We start from the raw sequence: 21,736 nt of genomic DNA, 5'->3' as shown, positions 1-21,736 counted from the left end.
CGGCGTGCGGGGACCCACGGCCGGCCGAGCCTCCACTCGGCCCGCCGCACCGCCCCTTCACGCGGCCCCGACCGCCGGTTGCCGACGGCCCCCGCGCCCGCAGAACCCGGCCCCTCCACCGCGAAACCCAGCCGTCCGAGGAAGCGTTCCCCCGCGTCCAACCCGACGGCACGGTCGCCGTCACACGCCTGAGCCCCTCCTCCACGCCAGCAGCCCCTCGGCCACCGCACGCCCCACCCACCACGCCCCCACCCGCCTCACCCCACCCCGCACGCCCCCGCCCGCCACCCGCCCCACCCGTCCGCACCGCGCCGAAGTACCCACTTTCGGGTTCCTGTCACCGAGCTTTCCGGGCGCGTCGCCGCCCCGGCCGACAAGCTGGACCTCCCCGCTGCGGGCACCCGCCCCCGGCCCCGGAGGATCCCCCGTGAGCATGCCGCCCCTCGCCTCAGGCCCCGAAGGCTCCGACGCCCTGCGCCCACTGCTGGCGACCGTCCTCGACGCACTCGACGCCGGCGCCCGCTCCCGCAGCGGACCCCTGCCCGCGGGCGGACCGCACACCGTCGCCGCACGCGTCCGCGAAGCCGTCGGCGACCCCCTGCCCCCACACGGCGACCCCGACGCCCTGCACACCCTCGTCCACGCCCTCGCCGCCGGCGCCGCCGACCCCGCCCACCCCCTGTGCGCCGCCCACCTGCACTGCCCACCCCTCGCCGTCGCCACCGCCGCCGACCTCGCCGCCTCCGCCCTCAACCCCTCCCTCGACTCCTGGGACCAGGCCCCCGCCGCCTCAGAACTCGAAACCCTGCTCACCCACGCCCTCGCCGCAGAGATCTACGGCCACCCACACCAGACACCGTCCGGCGCCGCCACCGCCCCCGCCGACGCCCTCGTCACCACCGGCGGCACCGAAGCCAACCACCTCGCCCTCCTCCTCGCCCGGGAAGCACACGGACCCACCCTCCGACTCGTCTGCGGCGCCAACGCCCACCACTCCCTGCCCCGCGCCGCCTGGCTCCTCGGCCTCCCCGAACCCGTCATCCTCCCCACCCCCACCGGCGTCCTCGACCCCGACGCCCTCCACCACACCCTCACCACCCGACCCGACCCCCTCCTCGTCGCCGCCACCGCCGGCACCACCGACGCCGGACTCATCGACCCCCTCCCCACCCTCGCCGCCCTCACCCACACCCACGGCGCCCGCCTCCACATCGACGCCGCCTACGGAGGAGGCCTCCTCTTCAGCGACCGCCGACGCCCCCTCCTCACCGGCATCGAAACCGCCCACACCGTCACCCTCGACCTCCACAAACTCGGCTGGCAGCCCGTCGCCGCCGGACTCCTCGCCGTCCGCGACCCCCACGACCTCACCGCCCTCCACCACCACGCCGACTACCTCAACGCCGACGACGACACCGAAGCAGGCCTCCCCGACCTCCTCGGCCGCTCCCTGCGCACCACCCGCCGCCCCGACGCCCTCAAAATCGCCGTCACCCTCAAAACCCTCGGCCGCAGCGGCCTCGGCGCCCTCGTCGACCAGGTCTGCGACCACGCCCACGCCTTCGCCGCCCTCGTCCGCGACCACCCCGGGCTCGAACTCCACGCCCCGCCCACCATCAGCACCGTCCTCTTCCGCCCCACCGGCGCCACCGACACCGCCGTCGCGGAGATACGCCGCCGCCTCCTCGCCGACGGTCACGCCGTCCTCGGCCGCGCCCGCCTCGACGGCCGGCTCTGGCTCAAGACCACCCTCCTCAACCCCCACACCCGGCCCGCCGACCTCACCGCCCTCCTGCAACTGGTGGAAGGAAACACCCCCGCATGAACACGCCCCCGCACCCCGACGCCGACACCCCCCGCGACCTCGTCGGCATCGGCGTCGGCCCCAGCAACCTCTCCCTCGCCGCCCTCGCCCACCCCCTCGCCGAAATCGACGCCGTCTTCTACGAACAACGCCCCCGCTTCGACTGGCACCCCGGCCTCCTCATCGACGGCGCCCGCATCCAAGTCCCCTTCCTCGCCGACCTCGTCACCCTCGCCGACCCCACCAGCCACTGGACCTTCCTCAACTACCTCAAGACCCACCACCGCCTCTACCCCTTCTACTTCGCCGAGCGCTTCCACATCCAGCGCGCCGAATACGACGCCTACGGCCGCTGGGTCGCCGACCAACTCCCCGGACTCCGCTTCCGCCACCAAGTCGACTCCGTCCGCTGGAACCCCGAACGCGACGTCTTCGAAGTCGACTTCACCCAACTCGACGCAGCCGGCGAAGCCGAAGCCCTCGGCCGCACCCACACCCGCAACGTCGTCCTCGGCATCGGCGCCGAACCCCACATCCCCGACCCCCTGCGCCCCCTCGCCGACGCACCCGGCGTCCCCGTCCTGCACGCCGACGACTACCTCGCCCACCGCGACGCCCTCCTCACCGCCGGACACGTCACCGTCGTCGGCACAGGACAGTCCGGCGCCGAAGTCTTCCTCGACCTCCTCCGCCACCGCCCCACCGGCCGCGAACGACTCCACTGGATCGGCCGCACCGAAGCGTTCGCCCCCATGGAGTACTCCAAACTCGGCCTCGAACACTTCACCCCCGACTACACCCGCTACTTCCACGCCCTCCCCGAAAACGTCCGCGACCGCCTGCTCACCGGCCAATGGCAACTCCACAAAGGCATCGACGCCGACACCCTCGCCGCCGTCCACGACGAGCTCTACCGCCGCACCCTCCACGGCGACTGGCCCGACGCCGTCCTCACCCCCGGCGTGACCGTCCGCACCGCCGGCCGCATCTCCACCACCCAGATCGAACTCCACCTCGAACACACCCAACAGAACACCCGCAGCCGCCTCACCACAGACGCCGTCGTCCTCGCCACCGGCCACCGCGAACGCACCCTCGACCGCATCCTCGCCGGACTCGACCCCTACATCCGCCGCGACAACAGCGAACGCCCCCGCATCGACGCCCACTACCGCCTCGTCCTCGACCCCTCCATCACCGCCACCGGCTGCAACGTCCACGTCCAGAACGCCGAACGCCACACCCACGGCGTAGGAGCCCCCGACCTCGGCCTCGCCGCCTGGCGCAGCGCCACCATCCTCAACTCCCTCACCGGAAAAGAGACCTACCCCCTGCCCACCCGCACCGCCTTCACCACCTTCGGACTCGAACAACCCCAACCCCAACCCCAACCCCACCACCGCGTCCCCACAGCCCGGCAGGCCCCCACCCTCACCCCCCTCGTCGACCTGCGCTAGACACAAAAGGGCGGTGCGCCCACGGCGACCGACCAGGCCACCGCACGACACACCGCCCCAGGGAACCAAGGAGCTCGACAACCCCTAGAACACCGGCACACCCTCACGCGTCAGCTTCCAGTCCACCGACGCGAAGTCCTTCGGGTCCAGCACACCCTTCGCCGTCACCCACTCCGAGATCCGCGTACGAATCTCCGTCGACTCCGACCACAACTCCTTCGCCGCCGCCACATGCGGGAACGCGCCACCCCCATTGGCCCGGTAGTTGTTCACCGCCAACACGAACTGCTGCGCATCGTCCAACGCCGCACCCGCGAACGTCAGATTCCTGATCCGCGAACCCACCGGCTGCGCGACGTCGATCTCGTACGACAACCCCGACACATAGTCGTAGTTGTAGTCCGGACGCCCCGCCGCGTTCGTCAGCTTCTCCGGGTCCACCACCGCGCCCACCGCCGTCTGCACGAAGTACTGCGCCGAATACTCCAGGTACGCCCGCACCTGCGCACCCGTCAGCAACTTCGCCACCAGCGTGTTGTCGTACACATACAGACTCGACAGATCCCGGATCGTCACCTGCCCCGCCGGGATCTCCGACGTACGCGAGAACGGCGACGCCTGAGCGATCACCGGCAGCGACGCATACGACGTCCCCGCCAACGCCGCCTTCACGACGTCCTCCTGCACCTTCGTGATCAGGTCGATGATCGGCGCGTCCTTGTACCGCGCCTCCACCGTCGTCAACGTCTCCGTCGCCGTGCCCACCACCTGGTTGACATACGCCACGACCTTCGCGTGCTCGTCACCCAGCAGCTTCGTGATCCTCGGATCGTCGGCGACCGAGTTGGAGTTCAGCACCTTCGACGACACCGACTCGACCGACCACCGCCCCTTCTCGAACACCAACTCCACATCGAACACCGACAGCCGCTCCGCATACGCCAACGGCTCCGACAGCACGACCGTCTTCCCCGACTTCGCGTTGACGACCTTCAGCTCCGGAATCTCCACATGCGCATGCCCCACCAGCACCGCATCGATGTCCGGCACCTGCTGCGCCACCAACGCCGCCGAGTTCTCCACATACGGCAACTGGTCACCGTACGACGACGTACCCGACGAACCCGAGTGCGCCGACACGATCACCACATCCGCACCCAGCGACTTCAGCCGCGGCACCCACTTCGCCGCCTGCTCCTCAAGCCCCGGGAACGCCAGCTTCCCCTGCACATACGCCTTGTCCCAGATCGCGATGCCCGGGTTCGTCAGCCCCAACACCGCCACCTTCACCGGCGGCGCGCCCTTCACACAGAACGTCTTGATCACATACGGCTGGAACGCCGGCCGCAGCGTCTTCGCGTCCACCGCGTTCGCCCCCAGCAACGGGAAACGCAACTGCGACTCGAACTTGCGCAGCGTCTCGATGCCGTAGTTGAACTCGTGGTTGCCCAGCGCCGCCGCGTCATACCCGATCGCGTTCATCGCCTGCGCCATCGGATGCACCGGACCGCCCTTGGCGGTGATCGGGTCCACCTTCGCGTAGTAGTACGTCAGCGGAGTGCCCTGGATCGTGTCACCCGCGTCCAGCAGCAGCGTGTTCTCACGCCCCTTCTCCGCACGGATCCGGTTCACCAGCGTCGAGATCCGCGCCAGACCCTGCGCGTTGCCCGCCGCGTCCTTGTACTCCGCGTCCTTGAAGTAGTCCCAGTTGAAGACATGACCGTGCAGGTCCGTCGTGCCCATCACGGTCAGCGCGTACCGCTTCGGCTGCTTGCCCGGCCCGCCCGGCAGCTTCGCCGTCGCGGCCTGCGCCGACGGAGCCGCCGCAGCCCCTGCGATCGCCACCCCCGCCCCGGTAACGGCGGACTTCTTCAGGAACTTCCGGCGGTTCAGCGGCATGTCTCGTACTCCTCGGGGATGGTCAACGACGCGCGTAGATTCTGACCCGGCCACCGCCGACGGCAACAGGTCCAGGAGGTTGCGATCTGATGACCGCACGGGGCCGCCCACACCCCCGGAACACCGAAACCAGTGACAAGGTGGGACGTATGACCTCCCCGCAGAACCCCCCGTACGGCACCCCCGACACCCCCCTCCTCACCGTCCGCGGCGAGGCCGAACTCGAAGTCGACCCCGAGATCGCCCGCATCGCCGTCACCCTCACCGCCCGCGGCCGCGACCGCCGCACCACCCTCGACGACCTCACCCGCCGCAACACAGACGCCCTCGACCTCCTCAAGTCCTACGGCGACACCGTCGAGAACCTCTCCACCGGCGCACTCACCCTCACCCCCGAACTCGAACCGCACCGCCGAGGAGAACGCGTCCGCACCTACCACGGCACCATCCGCCTCACCGCCGAACTCACCGACTTCACCGCCCTCGGCGAACTCACCACCCGCCTCGCCGACCTCGAACTCACCCGGGTCGACGGCCCCTGGTGGACCCTGCGCCCCACCTCGCCCGCCCACCGCACCGCCCGCCGCCAGGCCGTCCACGACGCCGTCCGACGCGCCAGGGAATACGCCGAAGCACTCGACACCACCGTCGCAGCCCTCCTCGAACTCACCGACACCGCGACAGACGGCCCCCGGCCCCGATCCGCCTTCGACCGCCACACCGTCCGCTTCTCCCGCGCCGCAGCGGACGCCGCACCACAAGACCCCGAACCCCTCGACCTCGAACCCCAGCGCATCCAGATCCGCGCCGAGGTCACCGCACGGTTCACCATGAATCCCCCCGCCCTGTAAATCCGCCGACGGCCTGAATTCACCCGTTCGAAGAATCCGTGTATCGAGAAAGAATCGGGCGGACAGCGCCTCGGATGCTCAAAAGAGCGGTACCCCGCACACTTTAGAAGTTGTCAACAACCCTTCACTCAAAGGTTGTTGAGCAGTCACGTGCCCCCAATTCGCTACCCACCGGTAAGACATAAGCTCGAAACATGCGCCGAGCAAAAATCGTCTGCACCCTGGGCCCCGCCACCGACTCCTACGACCAGCTCAAAGCCCTCGTAGAAGCCGGAATGGACGTCGCCCGCTTCAACCTCAGCCACGGCACCCACGCCGAACACGAGGAGCGCTACCGCCACGTCCGCAAGGCCTCCGACGAAACCGGCCACAGCGTCGGCGCCCTCGCCGACCTTCAAGGCCCGAAGATCCGCCTCGGCCACTTCGCCGAAGGACCCGTACTCCTCGAACGCGGAGACACCTTCACCATCACCGTCGAAGAAGGCATCGCCGGCGACGGCGCCCGCTGCGGCACCACCCACGCCGGCCTCGCCGACGACGTCACCCCCGGCGAACGCATCCTCGTCGACGACGGCAGAGTCACCCTCGAAGTCACCGACGTCGACGGCCCCCGCGTCCACACCCGCGTCGTCGAAGGCGGCGTCATCTCCGACCACAAGGGCCTCAACCTCCCCGGCGTCGCCGTCTCCGTCCCCGCCCTCTCCAAAAAAGACGAAGAAGACCTGCGCTGGGCGCTGCGCACCGGCTTCGACGTCATCGCCCTCTCCTTCGTCCGCAGCGGCCGCGACATCCTCGACGTCCACCGCATCATGGACGAGGAAGGCCGCCGACTCCCCGTCATCGCCAAGATCGAGAAGCCCCAGGCCGTCGAGAACATCGACGAGATCGTCGCCGCCTTCGACGGCATCATGGTCGCCCGCGGAGACCTCGGCGTCGAAATGCCGCTCGAACAGGTCCCCATCGTCCAAAAACGCGCCATCAAACTCGCCAAGCGCAACGCCAAACCCGTCATCGTCGCCACCCAGATGCTCGACTCCATGATCGAGCACTCCCGCCCCACCAGGGCCGAGGCCAGCGACGTCGCCAACGCCGTCCTCGACGGCACCGACGCCGTCATGCTCTCCGGCGAGACCAGCGTCGGCAAACACCCCGTCCAGACCGTCCGCACCATGGCGAAGATCGTCGCGGCCGCCGAAGAGGACCTCCTCGCAGCCGGCCTGCCCGAACTGACGGAAAGCACCAAACCCCGCACCCAGGGCGGCGCCGTCGCCAGGGCCGCGGCGGAGATCGGCGACTTCCTCGGCGCGAAGTTCCTCGTCGCCTTCACCCAGAGCGGCGACACCGTCCGCCGCCTCTCCCGCTACCGCTCCCCGATCCCCGTCCTCGCCTTCACCCCGGAGCCGGCGACCCGCTCGCAGCTCAACCTGACCTGGGGCGTCGAGACCTTCCTCGGCCCGGCGGTCGACTCCACGGACGCGATGGTCGACCAGGTGGACGAAGCGCTCCTGCAGTACGGCCGCTGCCAGAAGGGCGACGTCGTCGTCATCACGGCAGGCTCCCCGCCCGGCGTGTCCGGCTCCACGAACCTGGTCCGCGTCCACCACGTCGGCGAGGACGACAGCCCGAAGTAGGACTCAGTACTTGGGACCCACGTGGGCGTCGAGCAGGGCTACGTGTGCCTTCTTGGCGACGGAGATGTTGTACGGGTTGCCGTTGCGGGTGCAGTGCGTCCACTCGATGCCCAGCTTTTCGAGGGTGTCGGTGAAGAGCCGCCGGATGTCGTCGGAGACATTGGTGAAGAAGTACCGGGGGTATTCGTACCGCTTGCGCTCCCCGGCGACGACGCGGGTTGTCCAGTTGGTGATGCGGCACCCGTCGGAGTGGATGAGCCCGCGGATGAACTCCCAGGGGTGCTCGTCGACGATGGCTTGCTGCCAGGGTTCGAGGACGATGGGCCGCTCGTGCTTCTTGCCGGGGCCGTGCTGGGGGAACAGGCACCACAGGTGCCTGGAGTAGAGCTTCACCTCGTGACAGCCCTGCCGTCGGACCCGGCAGACAGAATTTTCGGGGAACACCGTCCGCATGGCCTCCTCGCACTCGTCCATCAGCCCGGGGTGTGCATCAGCGCAGGAGATGGACAGGCTGGGCACTCGCATCGCGCGGTTCTGGATGATGTGACCGTCGCCGAGGTAGAGACCGAGAAGGTAGGCGTAGTGCGGGAAAGCGAGTTCGCTCTCGCATCGAGGGCACGGTGGGGGAGTGCGACCGGGACACTCGCCGCGCTTGGCGCGGTCCATGTGCTTCCAATAGCTGATTGTGCCCAAAGGGATGTTGAGCTGGCGGGCCACATCAGCGTTCCGGGTGCCGTTGCGTAGCAGCGTGACGGCCGTTCGTCGAACCTCAGTTCCGTGGAAATGCATACGGATACCCTGAGTGAGTGATCGTGACTGTGTGCAGCAAAAAGCGGAAGATCACGCGAACGTGATCCTCCGCTTATCGGTGCCGGGTGCGGGATTCGAACCCGCACGTCCTTTCGGACAGATGTGTTTGAGACATCAGCGTCTGCCATTCCGCCAACCCGGCTGGCCAACCCGAGAGGAGTGTACCGGGTGACCATGTCGAGGTGCAGCTAGGTAGGCTCTTGTCAGCAGTACCCGCCCCTGAACGAGGAGCCCCCGTGACCGCCCCCGAGTCGCCCCAGCCAGTAGACGCGCCCGACGACGACAAGTCGCACGTGCCTCCGCTGACGACCCGCGTCGTCATCGCCGAGGACGAGGCCCTGATCCGCCTCGACCTCAAGGAGATGCTGGAGGAGGAGGGCTACAGCGTCGTCGGCGAGGCCGGCGACGGTGAGCAGGCGATCGAGCTCGCCCGCGAGCACAAGCCGGACCTCGTCATCCTCGACGTGAAGATGCCCAAGATGGACGGCATCTCCGCGGCGGAGAAGATCGCCGAGGAGCGCATCGCGCCGGTCCTGATGCTGACCGCGTTCTCGCAGCGCGACCTGGTGGAGCGGGCCCGGGACGCCGGTGCGATGGCGTACCTCGTCAAGCCGTTCAGCAAGAGCGACGTGGTCCCGGCGATCGAGATGGCCGTCTCGCGTTTCACGGAGCTGCGGGAGCTGGAGAACGAGGTCGCGGATCTGACGCTGCGGCTGGAGACGCGCAAGCTGGTGGACCGGGCGAAGTCGATCCTGCAGACGGAGTACGGGCTGTCGGAGCCGGCGGCGTTCCGGTGGATCCAGAAGACGTCGATGGATCGTCGGATGTCGATGCAGCAGGTGGCGGAGGCCGTGATCCAGGACGCCGAGGAGAAGAAGGCCGACAAGGGCTGACCGCGAGGCAGGTGTACGACGAGGCCCGCGCCCGGAGAAGGGGCGCGGGCCTCGTCGTGTGCGGGTGGTTCAGTCCTCGCCGAGGTAGGCCTTGCGGACGGACTCGTCGTGGAGGAGTTTCTGGCCGGTGCCGGAGAGGACGATCTTGCCGACCTCCATGACGTGGCCGTGGTCGGCCAGGGAGAGGGCCGCCTGGGCGTTCTGCTCGATGAGCAGGATGGTGGTGCCCTGGGACTTGAGTTCCTGGATGGTGGCCATGATCTTCTGCATCATGATCGGCGAGAGGCCCATGGAGGGTTCGTCGAGCATGAGGAGTTTGGGCCGGGACATGAGGGCGCGGCCCATGGCGAGCATCTGCTGTTCGCCGCCGGAGAGGGTTCCTGCGGCCTGCTTGCGGCGTTCTCCCAGGATGGGGAAGAGGTCGTAGGCGCGCTGGATGTCCTTCTCGATGGCTTCCTTGTCGTTGCGGAGGAAGGCGCCGAGGCGGAGGTTGTCCTCGATGGTCATGCGGGGGAAGATGTGGCGGCCTTCGGGGGAGTGGGCCAGCCCCAGCGAGACGATCTTGTGGGCGGGGATCTTGTTGAGCACCTTGCCGTCGAACTTGATCTGGCCGCCGAGCGGCTGGAGCAGGCCGGACAGGGTGCGCAGGGTGGTGGTCTTGCCGGCGCCGTTGGTGCCGATGAGGGTGACGACTTCGCCTGCGTCGACCTTGAAGGAGATGCCCTTGACCGCCTCGATCTTGCCGTAGGCGACCCTGAGGTCTTCGACCTCGAGCAGTGCGGTCACTTCTCGTCTCCTTCCGTGGTGCTGTGCGCCTCGGAGGCCTCTGCGGCTTCGACTTCGGCGACTTCTTCCGCTCCTGGCGCGCCCTCGAAGGGGGTGCCGAGGTAGGCGGCGATGACGCGTTCGTCGGCCTGGACGACTTCGGCGGGGCCTTCGACGATCTTCTCGCCCTGGACGAGCACGGCGACGCGGTCGCAGAGGTTCATGATGAACCGGATGTCGTGCTCGATGACGAGGACGGCGATGCCCTTGTCGCGGATGGCGAAGATGAGTTCTTCGGCCGCGCGCGTCTCTTGGGGGTTCATGCCGGCGGTGGGCTCGTCGAGGAGGAGGAGTCCGGGGTCGCTGGCGAGGGCGCGGGCGATTTCGAGCTTGCGCTGTTCGCCGTAGGGGAGGTTGCGGGCGAGGTGGTCGGCCTTGGCGGCGAGGCCGGTGAACTCGAGGAGTTCCATGGCTCGTTCGCGGGAGGCGTCTTCGGCCTTCTTGAAGCTGGGCAGGCGCAGGAGCGCGGACCAGAGGCCTTCGTGGGTGCGGGTGTGGCGTCCGACGAGCACGTTTTCCAGGACGGTCATGTTGGCGAAGAGCCGGATGTTCTGGAAGGTGCGGGCGATGCCGGCCTGGGTGACCAGGTGGGGTTTGGGCGGGAGGACGGTGCCTTTGTAGCTGACTGTGCCGGTGGTGGGGATGTAGAGGCCGGTGAGGCAGTTGAAGAAGGTGGTCTTCCCGGCTCCGTTGGGGCCGATGAGTCCGACGATCTCGCCGCTGTTGACGGTGAGGTCGACGGAGCGTACGGCGGTGAGGCCGCCGAACTGCATGGTGACGCCGGAGGCGTCGAGGACCGTGGTGGTCGTGGCGGTTGTCGTGGTGGTGGTCATCGCGGTCACGCCCCTGCCTTGGCGACGCCGGTGGCTTCGGGCAGGCCCTTGTCGTCGGGTACGTCGAGCTGTCCGGTCTCGTGGAATTCGAGCTGCTTCCTGCGGTCGGCGACGAGGCCTTCGGGGCGGAAGCGCATGAGGAGCATGAGCGCGACGCCGAAGAGGAGCAGCTGGTACTCCGCCATGAACTGGAGTTTGGCGGGGATGAGGTAGAGCAGTGCGGCGCCCACGAGCGGCCCGCTGATGGTGCCCATGCCGCCGAGGATGACCGCTGCGAGCAGGAAGGCCGAGTTGGGCGGCACGGAGCCGGCGAACTGGTACTGCTCGGGGGTGACGCTGTAGGAGACGTGTGCCTGGACGGTGCCGGCGAGTCCGGCGAGGGAGGCGCCGAGGGCGAAGGCGAGGAGCTTGAGGCGGAAGCCGTTGATGCCCATGGCGGTGGCGGCTGTCTCGTCTTCGCGGATGGCGACCCAGGCGCGGCCGATGCGGGAGTCGGCGGAGCGGCGGAAGACCGTGACGACGACGAGGGTGCAGAGGAGCATCAGCAGGTAGTAGTTGCCGGAGCGGGTGAGCTCCTGGCCGAGGACGTCGTGGGGGATTCCGAGGTTGAATCCGAAGATCTCCAGGTCGGGGATGTTCGGGATGCCGTTGGATCCGTTGGTGACGTCGGGTCCGCTGTTGCCGTTGAGGTTGTTCATGGTGATGCGGAAGATCTCGCCGAAGCCGAGGGTGACGATGGCGAGGTAGTCGCCGCGCAGCCGCAGGGTCGGGGCGCCGATGAGGACGCCGAAGATCAGTGAGGCGGCGGCGCCGGTGAGGACGGCTGCCCAGAAGGGGAACTGGACGCCGATGCTCGACTGGGGGGAGCCGGAGACCAGGGCTGCGGCGTAGGCGCCGACGCCGAGGAAGGCGACGTATCCGAGGTCGAGGAGGCCGGCGAGGCCGACGACGACGTTGAGGCCCAGGGCGACCGTGGCGAAGATGAGGATGTTCGCGCCGATGAGGGCGAACTGGTCGTTGGTCTGGGTGAAGGGGAAGCAGATCGCGGCGACGAAGGCGGCGGTGAGGGTGACGGTGCGGTGTTTGGCCGTCAGTGCCGAGAGTCGCTTGAGGAGGCCGGCGCGGGTGAGTGCGGTGAAGCTGAACCCGGTGATGATGAGGAAGCCGATGAACAGTTCGGGGTTGTCGGTGTCGATGCCGATGCCGAAGGAGAAGACGTAGAGGCCGATGCCGAAGGCTGCGGCGATGATGAGGATCTCTGCCCAGGAGGGGAGTTCCTTGGCGCGGCCGGGTTCGGGTGCGGCGAGGCTGTGGCGGAACTGTGCCCAGGGGTTCTTCGCGTCGTCGGCGTCGCGGGGGACGTCGGCGGGGAGTGCGAAGGCGCCGATGGCGGCGATGAGGGCTCCGATGGCGGAGACCCAGGCGCCGGGTTCGAGGTTGACGACGCCGCCGAGGACGTAGCTGATGGCGCCGAGGGCGTAGCCGGTGGCGCCGAGGACGCCGAGGCTGGTGGCGCGGACGGGGCTGTGGGCGCCGCCGGGGGTGAGCCAGCGCAGGCCGCGGATTCGGTATCCGGAGAGGGTGAAGAGGATGGTGAGGGCGGCGCCGATGAGGGTGAGGACCTGGAGGCCGCCGGGGTAGCCGGTGATGGTGAGGTTGCCGGGGAACTCGTCGGTCCAGGTCCAGGCGAGGAAGGTGCCGGCGAGTGCGACGGCGGATCCTGCGAGGGTGAGGACGGGGGCGAGGGCCGTGGGCAGGGGGATGAGGGGGGCCGTGTCGCCGGTGGGCGGGTTGACGGCGTCGGTGTTCTTCTGGGTGGGGATGTTGGTGGTCATCGCTATCACGCCCGATCCGCGACGCGTTCGCCGAGCAGGCCTTGTGGCCTGAACAGCAGGACGAGGATGAGGAGGGCGAAGGCCCATACGTCCTTCCAGGCGCCGCCGCCGAAGAGGTCCATGCCGGGGATGTCGCCGATGTAGCCGGTGGCGAGGGATTCGGCGACGCCGAGGACGAGGCCGCCGAGCATGGCTCCGTAGATGTTGCCGATGCCGCCGAGGACGGCTGCGGTGAAGGCCTTGAGGCCCATGAGGAAGCCCATGCGGAAGCCGACCTGGCCGTTCTTGAGGCCGTAGGCGACTGCTGCGATGGCGGCGAACGCGGCGCCGATGGCGAAGGCCATGACGATGATGCGGTCGGTGTTGATGCCCATGAGCTTGGCGGTGTCGGGGTCCTGGGCGGTGGCCTGCATGCCGCGGCCGGAGCGGGTCTTGGTGACGAAGAGGCCGAGGGCGACCATGCACAGGGGTGCGGCGATGAGGACGAAGAGGTCGCCGCGCTGGATGTTGGCGCCGAGGACGTCGATGGGGCCGCCGTCGAACTGGGGGAAGGGGCGGTCCTTCTTGGCGTCGGGGTACCACATCCATACGGCCTGCTGGAGGACGATGGAGAGGCCGATGGCGGTGATGAGGGGGGCCAGTCGCGGGGCGGTGCGCAGGGGCCGGTAGGCGAAGCGCTCGGCTGCGGTGGCGACGGCGACGGAGACGACGACGCCGCCGAGGATCATGAGGGGTATCGCTGCGCCGAGGGCGAAGCCGTCGGGGAGGGTGAGCCAGACGGTGAGGGCCCCGAAGCCCCCGACCATGAAGATCTCGCCGTGGGCGAAGTTGATGAGCTGAACGATGCCGTAGACCATCGTGTAACCGATCGCGATGAGTCCGTACATCGCGCCGAGGATGAGTCCATTGGCCAGCTGTTGCGGCAGTTCGTGCACCGCAGGGCCTCCGTGGAGTGGTTCGGATATGGCGCCGCGCGGGAGCGCTGGTGGGCACTCCCGCGCGGCCTGATCAATGCGTGGTGTGGGGAGGTGTGGTCGCTCCGGGTTCGTTCAGCTGACGTTGGGTGCGGCGCTGTATTCGGGCTTCCACGCGCCGCCGGTGACCTTGTAGGCGGTCATCATGTGGTTGGTGGTGTCGCCGAACTCGTCGAAGGAGATGGTGCCGGTGACGCCGTCGAACTTGACCTTGGACATGGCGTCGAGGACTGCCTTGCGGCCTTCGGCCGGGACCTTGCCGTCGTTGCCTTCGACGGCGAGCTTGACGGCCTCGATGATGGACCAGGTCGCGTCGTAGGTGAGGCCGCCGTAGGCCTCGTAGGCGTCCTTGTAGCCGGCCGTCTTGTAGTTCGCGATGAACTCCTTGGCGGACGGGAGGTCCTCGACGGGCTTGCCGACGGAGGTGGCGAGGTCGCCTTCGGCCTTCTTGTTGAGCTTGGGGAACTCGCCGGAGTAGATGCCGTCGCCGCCCATGAGGGGGATGTTCTGGCCGCTGTCCTTGAGCTGCTGGCTCAGGGGTGCGGCGGCGGGGTATTCGCCGCCGTAGTAGAGGGCGTCGGCGCCGGTCTTCTTGATCTTGGCGACGACGGCGTTGAAGTCGCGGTCGTCGGGGTTCACGTGGTCGGTGCCGACGATCTGGCCGCCGAGCTTGGTGAAGTTGGTCTTGAAGGAGGCGGCGAGGCCGGCGCCGTAGGTCTTCTGGTCGTCGATCAGGTAGACCTTCTTCTTGCCGGCCTTGGAGAAGAGGTACTCGGCGGCGAAGGCGCCCTGGATCTCGTCCGTGGTGGCGGTGCGGAAGAACGTCTTGAACGGGCGGACCGAGTTGCCGGTCTTCCAGCCGTCGCCCTGGGTCAGCTCGGTGCCGGTGTTGGCGGGGGAGACCTGGGTGAGGCCTGCGTCGCTGAAGGGCTTCTGCATCTGCTGGGAGACGCTGGAGTTCAGCGGGCCGACGACGCCGAGGACTTCCTTGTCGCTGATGAACTTCTGGGCGTTCTGCTGGCCGACGGAGGGCTGGGCCTGGTCGTCGAGGGCTTCGATCTTGAATTCGACGCCCTTGACGTATTCCTTCTTGTTGGCGGTCTTGGCGGCGAGGTCGGCGGAGTTCTTGATGCCGAGGCCAAGCGCGGACAGGTCGCCGGTGAGCGGGGCGTCGACGCCGATCACGACGGTGGTCTTGTCTCCGCTGCTGCTCTTGCCGTCGTCGTCACGCGACCCACAGGCAGTGAGTGTCAGCGATCCCGCCGCGAGTGCGGCGGTGATGGCGATGATCGAACGTTGACGCACGAATCAGGTCCTTTCCCTGGCACGGCGGTCCCCCCTGGAACCGCCGAGTCGAGCGCTGGGCCGAATGGACTTCGAAACCGGTGGCGCGGTGACTGGGCGTGACTCTAGGCGCGGGGAGGGAACTCGGAGGAGGGTCTGACGAAGGCTGTGACGCTCTTGTTATGACACGAGGTAATGCAGAGCGGTACTTGGAGGGTGGAAGAGCGGAATTAAGGCCGATTCGTCCTGTCCACATAGTGAGAACGTGCAGGACGAACCTGGCGGGGTTCAGGTGTCTCGACCGTTTTGGTAATGACCGGGATTCGTTGCTGGGGGCGACCTGTAGGGCCCCGAAGGGCTTGTGCGCATAGCGTGGGCAGGAGTCGGAACCCGGTTCTTGTATTGCGCGCGCATTACGTAGAGTTACGCCCGGGAAAGAAAGTCCGACGTTGAGCGACGCTTTTCCAGGGGAGTTGCCCGCTCCGCTTCGGGGGAATCGGCGGAATGCGGGGCGGGGCCGGTGAGTTGGGCCCGGGACGGGCCGGGGCGGGGTGGGGTGGGTCGCCGGCCTCCGGGACGCCGGACGCCGCGGGACGCCGACCGGCCCGGGACGCCGGCCGGCGCACCCCGAGGGCGTCAGCCGCCCGAGGGAAGGCGGTCCCCGTCGCCGGCGCGGACGTCGCGCAGCAGGCAGGTCAGCCGGGCGGTGCACACGCGGCGTTCCTGCTCGTCGCTGATCACGATCTCGTAGGTGGCGGTGGAGCGGCCGCGGTGCACGGGGGTGGCTACGCCGGTGACCAGGCCCGAGCGGGCTCCGCGGTGGTGGGTGCAGTTCAGGTCGACGCCGACGGCGATCTTGGAGCTGCCGCCGTGCAGCATGGCGCCGACCGAGCCGATCGTCTCGGCGAGGACCGCGGAGGCGCCGCCGTGCAGCAGTCCGTAGGGCTGGGTGTTGCCCTCGACGGGCATGGTGGCGACGACCCGGTCGGCGGAGGCTTCGAGGATCTGCACGCCCATGCGGGTGCCGAGGTGTCCGGCGGAGAACAGGGCGAGGATGTCCACGCCGAGCGCGGCGTACTCGTCGATGACTTCCTGCGGGAACTTCACGTGCTGCTGCTCGCCCATGGGGCCCGGCTCCGTTCGTCGATACAAGTCCGGCGGTGACTTAAGCGAACGCTCAGTCGGTCGCCGATTGTTCCAGACGGACCACGACGGACTTGCTGGCGGGCGTGTTGCTGGTGTCCGCGGTGGCGTCCAGCGGGACCAGCACGTTGGTCTCCGGGTAGTACGCGGCCGCGCAGCCCCGCGCGGTCGGGTAGAGCACCACGCGGAAGCCCGGGGCGCGCCGCTCCACGCCGTCCCGCCACTCGCTCACCAGGTCCACGTACGAGCCCTCCGCGAGGCCGAAGGCGCGCGCGTCCTCCGCGTTGACGAGGACCACCCGGCGGCCGTTCCTGATGCCCCGGTAGCGGTCGTCGAGGCCGTAGATCGTGGTGTTGTACTGGTCGTGCGAGCGCAGCGTCTGCAGCAGCAGGCGGCCTTCGGGCAGCCGGGGGTACTCGACCGGTGCGGCGGTGAAGTTGGCCTTGCCGGTGGCGGTGGGGAAGCGGCGCTCGTCGCGCGGGGCGTGCGGCAGGGTGAAGCCGCCGGGCCGCGCCACGCGCGCGTTGAAGTCCTCGAAGCCGGGGATCACGCGCGCGATGCGGTCGCGGATCGTCCCGTAGTCCTTCTCGAACTCCTCCCACGGCGTCGCGCTGTCCGCGCCGAGGACCCGGCGTGCGAGGCGGCAGACGATGGCCGGCTCGGACAGCAGGTGGGCGCTCGCGGGCGCGAGGCGGCCCCGGGAGGCGTGCACCATGCCCATGGAGTCCTCGACGGTGACGAACTGCTCGCCGCCGTCCTGCAGATCGCGCTCGGTGCGCCCGAGGGTGGGCAGGATCAGCGCGCGTGCGCCGGTGACGACGTGCGAGCGGTTCAGCTTCGTCGACACGTGCACGGTGAGCCGGGCGCGCCGCATGGCCGCCTCGGTGACGTCGGTGTCGGGGGAGGCCGACACGAAGTTGCCGCCCATGGCGAAGAACAGCTTCGCCTCTCCGTCGCGCAGCGCGCGGATGGCCCGTACGACGTCGAAGCCGTGCTCGCGCGGCGGCGCGAAGCCGAACTCCTTCTCCAGGGCGTCCAGGAAGGCCGGGGCGGGCCGCTCGAAGATGCCCATGGTGCGGTCGCCCTGCACGTTGGAGTGGCCGCGCACCGGGCACACGCCGGATCCCGGGCGGCCGATGTCGCCGCGCAGCAGGAGGAAGTTGACGACTTCGCGGATGGTGGGCACGGAGTGCTTGTGCTGGGTGAGGCCCATGGCCCAGCAGACGATGGTGCGCTTCGAGGCGAGCACCATGCGCAGGGCCTCCTCGATCTGCGCGCGTGTGAGGCCGGTCGCGGTGAGCGTCTCGTCCCAGTCGGCGGCGCGGGCGGCGTCGGCGAACTCCTCGAAGCCGTGGGTGTGCTCGGCGATGAACGCCTCGTCGAGCGCGCCGTCCGTCTCCAGGACGAGCTTGTTGAGGAGGCGGAAGAGCGCTTGGTCGCCGCCGATGCGGATCTGCAGGAACAGGTCGGTGAGCGCCGCGCCCTTGACCATGCCCTGCGGGGTCTGGGGGTTCTTGAAGCGCTCCAGGCCCGCCTCGGGCAGCGGGTTGACGCTGATGATCTTCGCGCCGCCGGCCTTGGCCTTCTCCAGTGCGGAGAGCATGCGCGGGTGGTTGGTGCCCGGGTTCTGCCCGGCGACGATGATGAGGTCGGCCTGGTGGAGGTCCTCGAGCAGGACGCTGCCCTTGCCGATGCCTATGGTCTCCGAGAGCGCCGAACCGGACGACTCGTGGCACATGTTGGAGCAGTCCGGCAGGTTGTTCGTGCCGAGTTCGCGCGCGAAGAGCTGGTAGAGGAACGCGGCCTCATTGCTGGTGCGTCCCGAGGTGTAGAAGACGGCCTCGTCGGGGGAGGCGAGGGCGGCCGTCTCCTCGGCGATGATGTCGAAGGCGCGCTCCCAGGTGACGGGCTCGTAGCGGTCCGCGCCTTCGGGGAGGTGCATGGGGTGCGTGAGGCGTCCCTGCTGGCCGAGCCAGTAGCCGCTGCGGTCGGCGAGGTCGGCGACGGTGTGCGCGGCGAAGAACTCGGGCGTGACGCGGCGCAGGGTCGCCTCCTCGGCGACCGCCTTCGCGCCGTTCTCGCAGAACTCGGCGGCGTGCCGGTGCTCGGGCTCGGGCCACGCGCAGCCGGGGCAGTCGAAGCCGTTCTTCTGGTTGACGCGCAGCAGCGTCAGCGCGGTGCGCTTCACGCCCATCTGCTGCTGGGCGATCCGCAGGGAGTGGCCGACGGCCGGCAGGCCCGCCGCCGAGTGTTTCGGCTCGTCGACGAGCGGCGCGTCCTGGACGGGATCAGCCTTCGGCGGCTTCGTTGCCATCGCACGCTCTCCTTCGACCTGCCATGGGTGCGGTATGCACCCGATCCTCGCACGCGGCGCCGACGGCGAACCCGCCCGGGCCAGCGCGAACCCCAGCGGGCCTGCGGCGGGGGTCGGCGGGGCGGAGCGGGGTCGGCGGGGCGGCGGGTCGGCGGACGCGGGTCGGCGGGGACCGGTCGGCGGAGGTGCTTCGGCGGGCCCGTCGGCGGAGGCCGGGCGGCGGGCCGGGTCCGGGGGCTGCGGTGGCGGGATCCGTGGCGGCCGGGACCGAGTGTCAGTGGGGCGTGGCAGGATCGGGGGCGTGGCAGAGACAGCATCGAAGAAGACCGAGACCCCCTCCGGCGCAAGCCGTCCGCGCCTGATGCTCATGGACGGGCACTCCCTGGCCTACCGCGCGTTCTTCGCGCTGCCCGCGGAGAACTTCACCACCGCGACGGGCCAGCCCACCAACGCGATCTACGGCTTCGCGTCGATGCTCGCCAACACGCTGCGTGACGAGTCGCCCACGCACTTCGCGGTCGCGTTCGACGTCTCCCGGAAGACGTGGCGTTCCGAGGAGTTCACCGAGTACAAGGCGAACCGCTCCAAGACGCCCGACGAGTTCAAGGGCCAGGTCGAGCTGATCGGCGAGCTGCTCGACGCGATGCACGTCTCCCGCTTCGCGGTGGACGGCTTCGAGGCCGACGACGTCATCGCCACCCTGGCCACCCAGGCCGAGGCGGCGGGCTTCGACGTGCTGATCGTCACTGGCGACCGCGACTCCTTCCAGCTGGTCTCCGAGCACACCACCGTGCTGTATCCGACGAAGGGCGTGTCGGAGCTGACCCGGTTCACCCCGGAGAAGGTCTTCGAGAAGTACGCGTTGACCCCGGCGCAGTACCCCGACTTCGCGGCCCTGCGCGGCGACCCGTCGGACAACCTGCCGGGCATCCCGGGCGTCGGCGAGAAGACGGCCGCGAAGTGGATCAACCAGTTCGGCTCGTTCGCGGAGCTCGTCGAGCGCGTCGAGGAGGTCAAGGGCAAGGCCGGGCAGAATCTGCGCGACCACCTGGAATCGGTCAAGCTCAACCGCCGTCTCACCGAGATGGTCCGCGACGTCGAGCTGCCCAGGTCGGTCACCGACCTGGAGCGCGCCCCGTACGACCGCACGGCCGTCGCGATGGTCCTGGACACCCTGGAGATCAGGAACCCCTCGCTGCGCGAGCGGCTGTTCGCCGTCGACCCGGGCGGCGAGGAGGCCGAGGCCGCCCCGGTGATCACCGGCGGTGTGGAGCTGGACGGCACGGTGCTGGGCGCCGGCGAGCTGGCTGGCTGGCTCGCCGAGCACGGCACGCAGACCCTGGGCGTGGCCACCGTCGACGCCTGGGCGCTGGGCGCGGGCTCGGTCACCGAGATCGCCCTCGCCGCCGCCGGGGGAGCGGCCGCCTGGTTCGACCCGACGGAGCTCGACGAGGCGGACGACCACGCGTGGGCGGCCTGGCTCGCCGCCGCCGACCGTCCCAAGGTGCTGCACGACGCGAAGGGCGTCATGCGGGTCTTCGCCGAGCACGGCTGGTCCGTCGCGGGCGTCTTCATGGACACCGCCCTCGCCGCCTACCTGGTCAAGCCGGGCCGCCGCTCCTTCGGCCTGGACGCGCTGTCCCTGGAGTACCTGGGCCGTGAGCTGGCGCCGGCCGCCGCGGCCGACGGCCAGCTCGCCTTCGGCACGGACGACGGCGCCGAGGCCGAGGCGCTCATGGTGCAGGCCCGCACCATCGTGGACCTCGGCGAGTCCTTCCGCGGCCGCCTGGAAGAGGTCGGCGCGGCGGATCTGCTGCGCGACATGGAGCTGCCGACGTCGGCCCTCCTGGCCCGCATGGAGCGGCACGGCATCGCGGCCGACCGCGCCCATCTGGAGGCCATGGAGCAGATGTTCGCGGGCGCGGTCCAGCAGGCCGTGAAGGAGGCGCACGCGGCCGCCGGCCACGAGTTCAACCTGGGCTCGCCCAAGCAGCTCCAGGAGGTGCTGTTCGGCGAACTGGGCCTGCCCAAGACGAAGAAGACCAAGACCGGCTACACCACCGACGCCGACGCGCTGGCGTGGCTCGCCGGCCAGACGGACAACGAACTGCCGGTGATCATGCTCCGTCACCGCGAGCAGGCGAAGCTCCGGGTCACCGTCGAGGGCCTGATCAAGACGATCGCCGCGGACGGCCGCATCCACACCACCTTCAACCAGACGGTCGCCGCGACGGGCCGTCTGTCGTCCACCGACCCCAACCTGCAGAACATCCCCGTCCGCACGGACGAGGGCCGCGCGATCCGCCGCGGGTTCGTCGTCGGCGAGGGCTTCGAGTCGCTGATGACGGCCGACTACAGCCAGATCGAACTGCGCGTGATGGCCCACCTCTCCGAGGACGCCGGGCTCATCGAGGCGTTCACCTCCGGCGAGGACCTGCACACCACGGCCGCCTCCCAGGTCTTCGGCGTCGAGCGCGACGCGGTGGACGCCGAGATGCGCCGCAAGATCAAGGCCATGTCGTACGGGCTGGCGTACGGTCTGTCGGCGTTCGGCCTGTCCCAGCAGCTGAACATCGAGGCCGGTGAGGCCCGTGCCCTGATGGACGCCTACTTCGAACGCTTCGGCGGCGTGCGGGACTACCTGCGCCGTGCCGTCGACGAGGCACGGGCGACCGGTTACACGGCGACCCTGTTCGGCCGCCGCCGCTATCTGCCCGACCTCAACAGCGACAACCGCCAGCGTCGCGAGGCGGCCGAGCGCATGGCCCTCAACGCGCCCATCCAGGGCACGGCGGCGGACATCGTCAAGATCGCCATGCTCAAGGTGGACTCCGCGCTGCGGGCGGCGGACCTCACGTCGCGCATGCTGCTCCAGGTCCACGACGAAATCGTCCTGGAGATCGCCCCCGGCGAGCGCGCGGCCGCCGAGGAGTTGGTGCGCCGTGAGATGGCCGTGGCCGTCCAGCTCAGGGCCCCTCTCGACGTGTCGGTCGGCGCGGGCGCGGACTGGGAGTCGGCGGCGCACTGAGGCGTGTTTCGAAAGTCCCTCCCCCAGCCTTCGGCCGGGAGGTGCCCCCAGCCGGGCGGCGCAGTTCGGCCGCCTGGAGGAGGCCGCCGGTGCCCGGCGGCCTCCTCGGTCTTCCGGGCGCCTGCTCCCGGTTTCCGAGCGGTGGGCCCGCGCCC

At 69.4% G+C, this 21,736-nt stretch carries 15 protein-coding genes and 1 tRNA gene; 6 read left to right on the top strand and 10 right to left on the bottom strand.

Annotated elements, in window-relative coordinates; genetic code table 11:
* The first annotated feature begins 427 nt into the window (after positions 1–427).
* Together ABT300_RS19715 and ABT300_RS19710 are read left to right on the top strand one after the other, a co-directional pair.
* The gene (locus ABT300_RS19715; RefSeq protein WP_502977963.1) at positions 428–1,825 is read left to right on the top strand and encodes a pyridoxal phosphate-dependent decarboxylase family protein; all 1,398 of its coding nucleotides are present in this window, start codon (positions 428–430) and stop codon (positions 1,823–1,825) included.
* A complete protein-coding gene (locus ABT300_RS19710) occupies positions 1,822–3,261 on the top strand; it encodes a lysine N(6)-hydroxylase/L-ornithine N(5)-oxygenase family protein (protein WP_351677205.1) in 1,440 nt (479 codons plus the stop codon). The genes ABT300_RS19715 and ABT300_RS19710 overlap by 4 nt, the downstream gene beginning before the upstream one ends.
* A gap of 84 nt (positions 3,262–3,345) precedes the next feature.
* On the opposite strand, the gene ABT300_RS19705 is transcribed toward ABT300_RS19710, so the two are convergent.
* Positions 3,346–5,160, bottom strand: a complete 1,815-nt coding sequence (locus tag ABT300_RS19705) for a bifunctional metallophosphatase/5'-nucleotidase (protein WP_351677260.1) — start codon at positions 5,158–5,160, stop codon at positions 3,346–3,348.
* A gap of 149 nt (positions 5,161–5,309) precedes the next feature.
* Here ABT300_RS19705 and ABT300_RS19700 point away from each other — a divergent pair, with 149 nt between their 5' ends.
* Together ABT300_RS19700 and pyk are read left to right on the top strand one after the other, a co-directional pair.
* A complete protein-coding gene (locus ABT300_RS19700; protein WP_351677202.1) occupies positions 5,310–6,011 on the top strand; it encodes an SIMPL domain-containing protein in 702 nt (233 codons plus the stop codon).
* Between the two features lie 194 nt (positions 6,012–6,205).
* Positions 6,206–7,642 (top strand): pyruvate kinase, encoded by a 1,437-nt coding sequence (gene pyk, locus ABT300_RS19695; RefSeq protein WP_351677199.1) that lies wholly within the window; start codon positions 6,206–6,208, stop codon positions 7,640–7,642.
* Between the two features lie 3 nt (positions 7,643–7,645).
* On the opposite strand, the gene ABT300_RS19690 is transcribed toward pyk, so the two are convergent.
* Positions 7,646–8,431, bottom strand: coding sequence for a helix-turn-helix domain-containing protein (locus ABT300_RS19690; RefSeq protein WP_351677196.1), 786 nt, complete (start codon positions 8,429–8,431; stop codon positions 7,646–7,648).
* Positions 8,432–8,511: 80 nt separating this feature from the next.
* A tRNA-Leu gene (locus tag ABT300_RS19685) sits at positions 8,512–8,594 on the bottom strand.
* 94 nt (positions 8,595–8,688) lie between these two features.
* On the opposite strand from ABT300_RS19685, the gene ABT300_RS19680 reads away from it, so the two are divergent.
* Complete coding sequence (locus ABT300_RS19680; RefSeq protein WP_351677193.1) at positions 8,689–9,345, top strand: ANTAR domain-containing response regulator; 657 nt, start codon at positions 8,689–8,691, stop codon at positions 9,343–9,345.
* A gap of 69 nt (positions 9,346–9,414) precedes the next feature.
* On the opposite strand, the gene ABT300_RS19675 is transcribed toward ABT300_RS19680, so the two are convergent.
* From ABT300_RS19675 to ABT300_RS19645, 7 genes are all read right to left on the bottom strand, one after another.
* Complete coding sequence (locus ABT300_RS19675) at positions 9,415–10,131, bottom strand: ABC transporter ATP-binding protein (protein ID WP_319276651.1); 717 nt, start codon at positions 10,129–10,131, stop codon at positions 9,415–9,417.
* The gene (locus ABT300_RS19670; protein WP_351677258.1) at positions 10,128–11,003 is read right to left on the bottom strand and encodes an ABC transporter ATP-binding protein; all 876 of its coding nucleotides are present in this window, start codon (positions 11,001–11,003) and stop codon (positions 10,128–10,130) included. The genes ABT300_RS19675 and ABT300_RS19670 overlap by 4 nt, the downstream gene beginning before the upstream one ends.
* Before the next feature lie 5 nt (positions 11,004–11,008).
* Entirely contained in the window at positions 11,009–12,838 is a 1,830-nt protein-coding gene (locus ABT300_RS19665; protein WP_351677191.1) for a branched-chain amino acid ABC transporter permease, read from the bottom strand.
* A gap of 5 nt (positions 12,839–12,843) precedes the next feature.
* The gene (locus ABT300_RS19660) at positions 12,844–13,773 is read right to left on the bottom strand and encodes a branched-chain amino acid ABC transporter permease (protein ID WP_319276649.1); all 930 of its coding nucleotides are present in this window, start codon (positions 13,771–13,773) and stop codon (positions 12,844–12,846) included.
* Positions 13,774–13,887: 114 nt separating this feature from the next.
* The gene (locus tag ABT300_RS19655; RefSeq protein WP_452989289.1) at positions 13,888–15,117 is read right to left on the bottom strand and encodes a branched-chain amino acid ABC transporter substrate-binding protein; all 1,230 of its coding nucleotides are present in this window, start codon (positions 15,115–15,117) and stop codon (positions 13,888–13,890) included.
* Positions 15,118–15,732: 615 nt separating this feature from the next.
* On the bottom strand, positions 15,733–16,221 hold the full coding sequence (locus ABT300_RS19650; RefSeq protein WP_351677188.1) for a PaaI family thioesterase: 489 nt from the start codon (positions 16,219–16,221) through the stop codon (positions 15,733–15,735).
* Positions 16,222–16,273: 52 nt separating this feature from the next.
* Positions 16,274–18,553, bottom strand: coding sequence for an FdhF/YdeP family oxidoreductase (locus tag ABT300_RS19645; RefSeq protein ID WP_351677185.1), 2,280 nt, complete (start codon positions 18,551–18,553; stop codon positions 16,274–16,276).
* Positions 18,554–18,854: 301 nt separating this feature from the next.
* On the opposite strand from ABT300_RS19645, the gene polA reads away from it, so the two are divergent.
* A complete protein-coding gene (polA, locus tag ABT300_RS19640) occupies positions 18,855–21,581 on the top strand; it encodes a DNA polymerase I (RefSeq protein ID WP_351677183.1) in 2,727 nt (908 codons plus the stop codon).
* Positions 21,582–21,736: the final 155 nt, after the last annotated feature.

Origin of the sequence: Streptomyces sp. NPDC001027, from assembly GCF_040299045.1 — a bacterium.
GTDB lineage: Bacteria > Actinomycetota > Actinomycetes > Streptomycetales > Streptomycetaceae > Streptomyces.
Note: the sequence above shows the minus strand (reverse complement) of the source record. Positions and strands in the feature narration are given on the sequence as shown.

Bases quoted from the DNA above. Each gene is read 5' to 3' on its own strand.
- ABT300_RS19700 (WP_351677202.1), top strand. From the start codon at position 5,310: ATGACCTCCCCGCAGAACCCCCCGTACGGCACCCCCGACACCCCCCTC.
- ABT300_RS19690 (WP_351677196.1), bottom strand. From the start codon at position 8,431: ATGCATTTCCACGGAACTGAGGTTCGACGAACGGCCGTCACGCTGCTA.
- ABT300_RS19670 (WP_351677258.1), bottom strand. From the start codon at position 11,003: ATGACCACCACCACGACAACCGCCACGACCACCACGGTCCTCGACGCC.
- pyk (WP_351677199.1), top strand. From the start codon at position 6,206: ATGCGCCGAGCAAAAATCGTCTGCACCCTGGGCCCCGCCACCGACTCC.
- ABT300_RS19650 (WP_351677188.1), bottom strand. From the start codon at position 16,221: ATGGGCGAGCAGCAGCACGTGAAGTTCCCGCAGGAAGTCATCGACGAG.
- ABT300_RS19710 (WP_351677205.1), top strand. From the start codon at position 1,822: ATGAACACGCCCCCGCACCCCGACGCCGACACCCCCCGCGACCTCGTC.
- ABT300_RS19665 (WP_351677191.1), bottom strand. From the start codon at position 12,838: ATGACCACCAACATCCCCACCCAGAAGAACACCGACGCCGTCAACCCG.
- ABT300_RS19645 (WP_351677185.1), bottom strand. From the start codon at position 18,553: ATGGCAACGAAGCCGCCGAAGGCTGATCCCGTCCAGGACGCGCCGCTC.
- ABT300_RS19705 (WP_351677260.1), bottom strand. From the start codon at position 5,160: ATGCCGCTGAACCGCCGGAAGTTCCTGAAGAAGTCCGCCGTTACCGGG.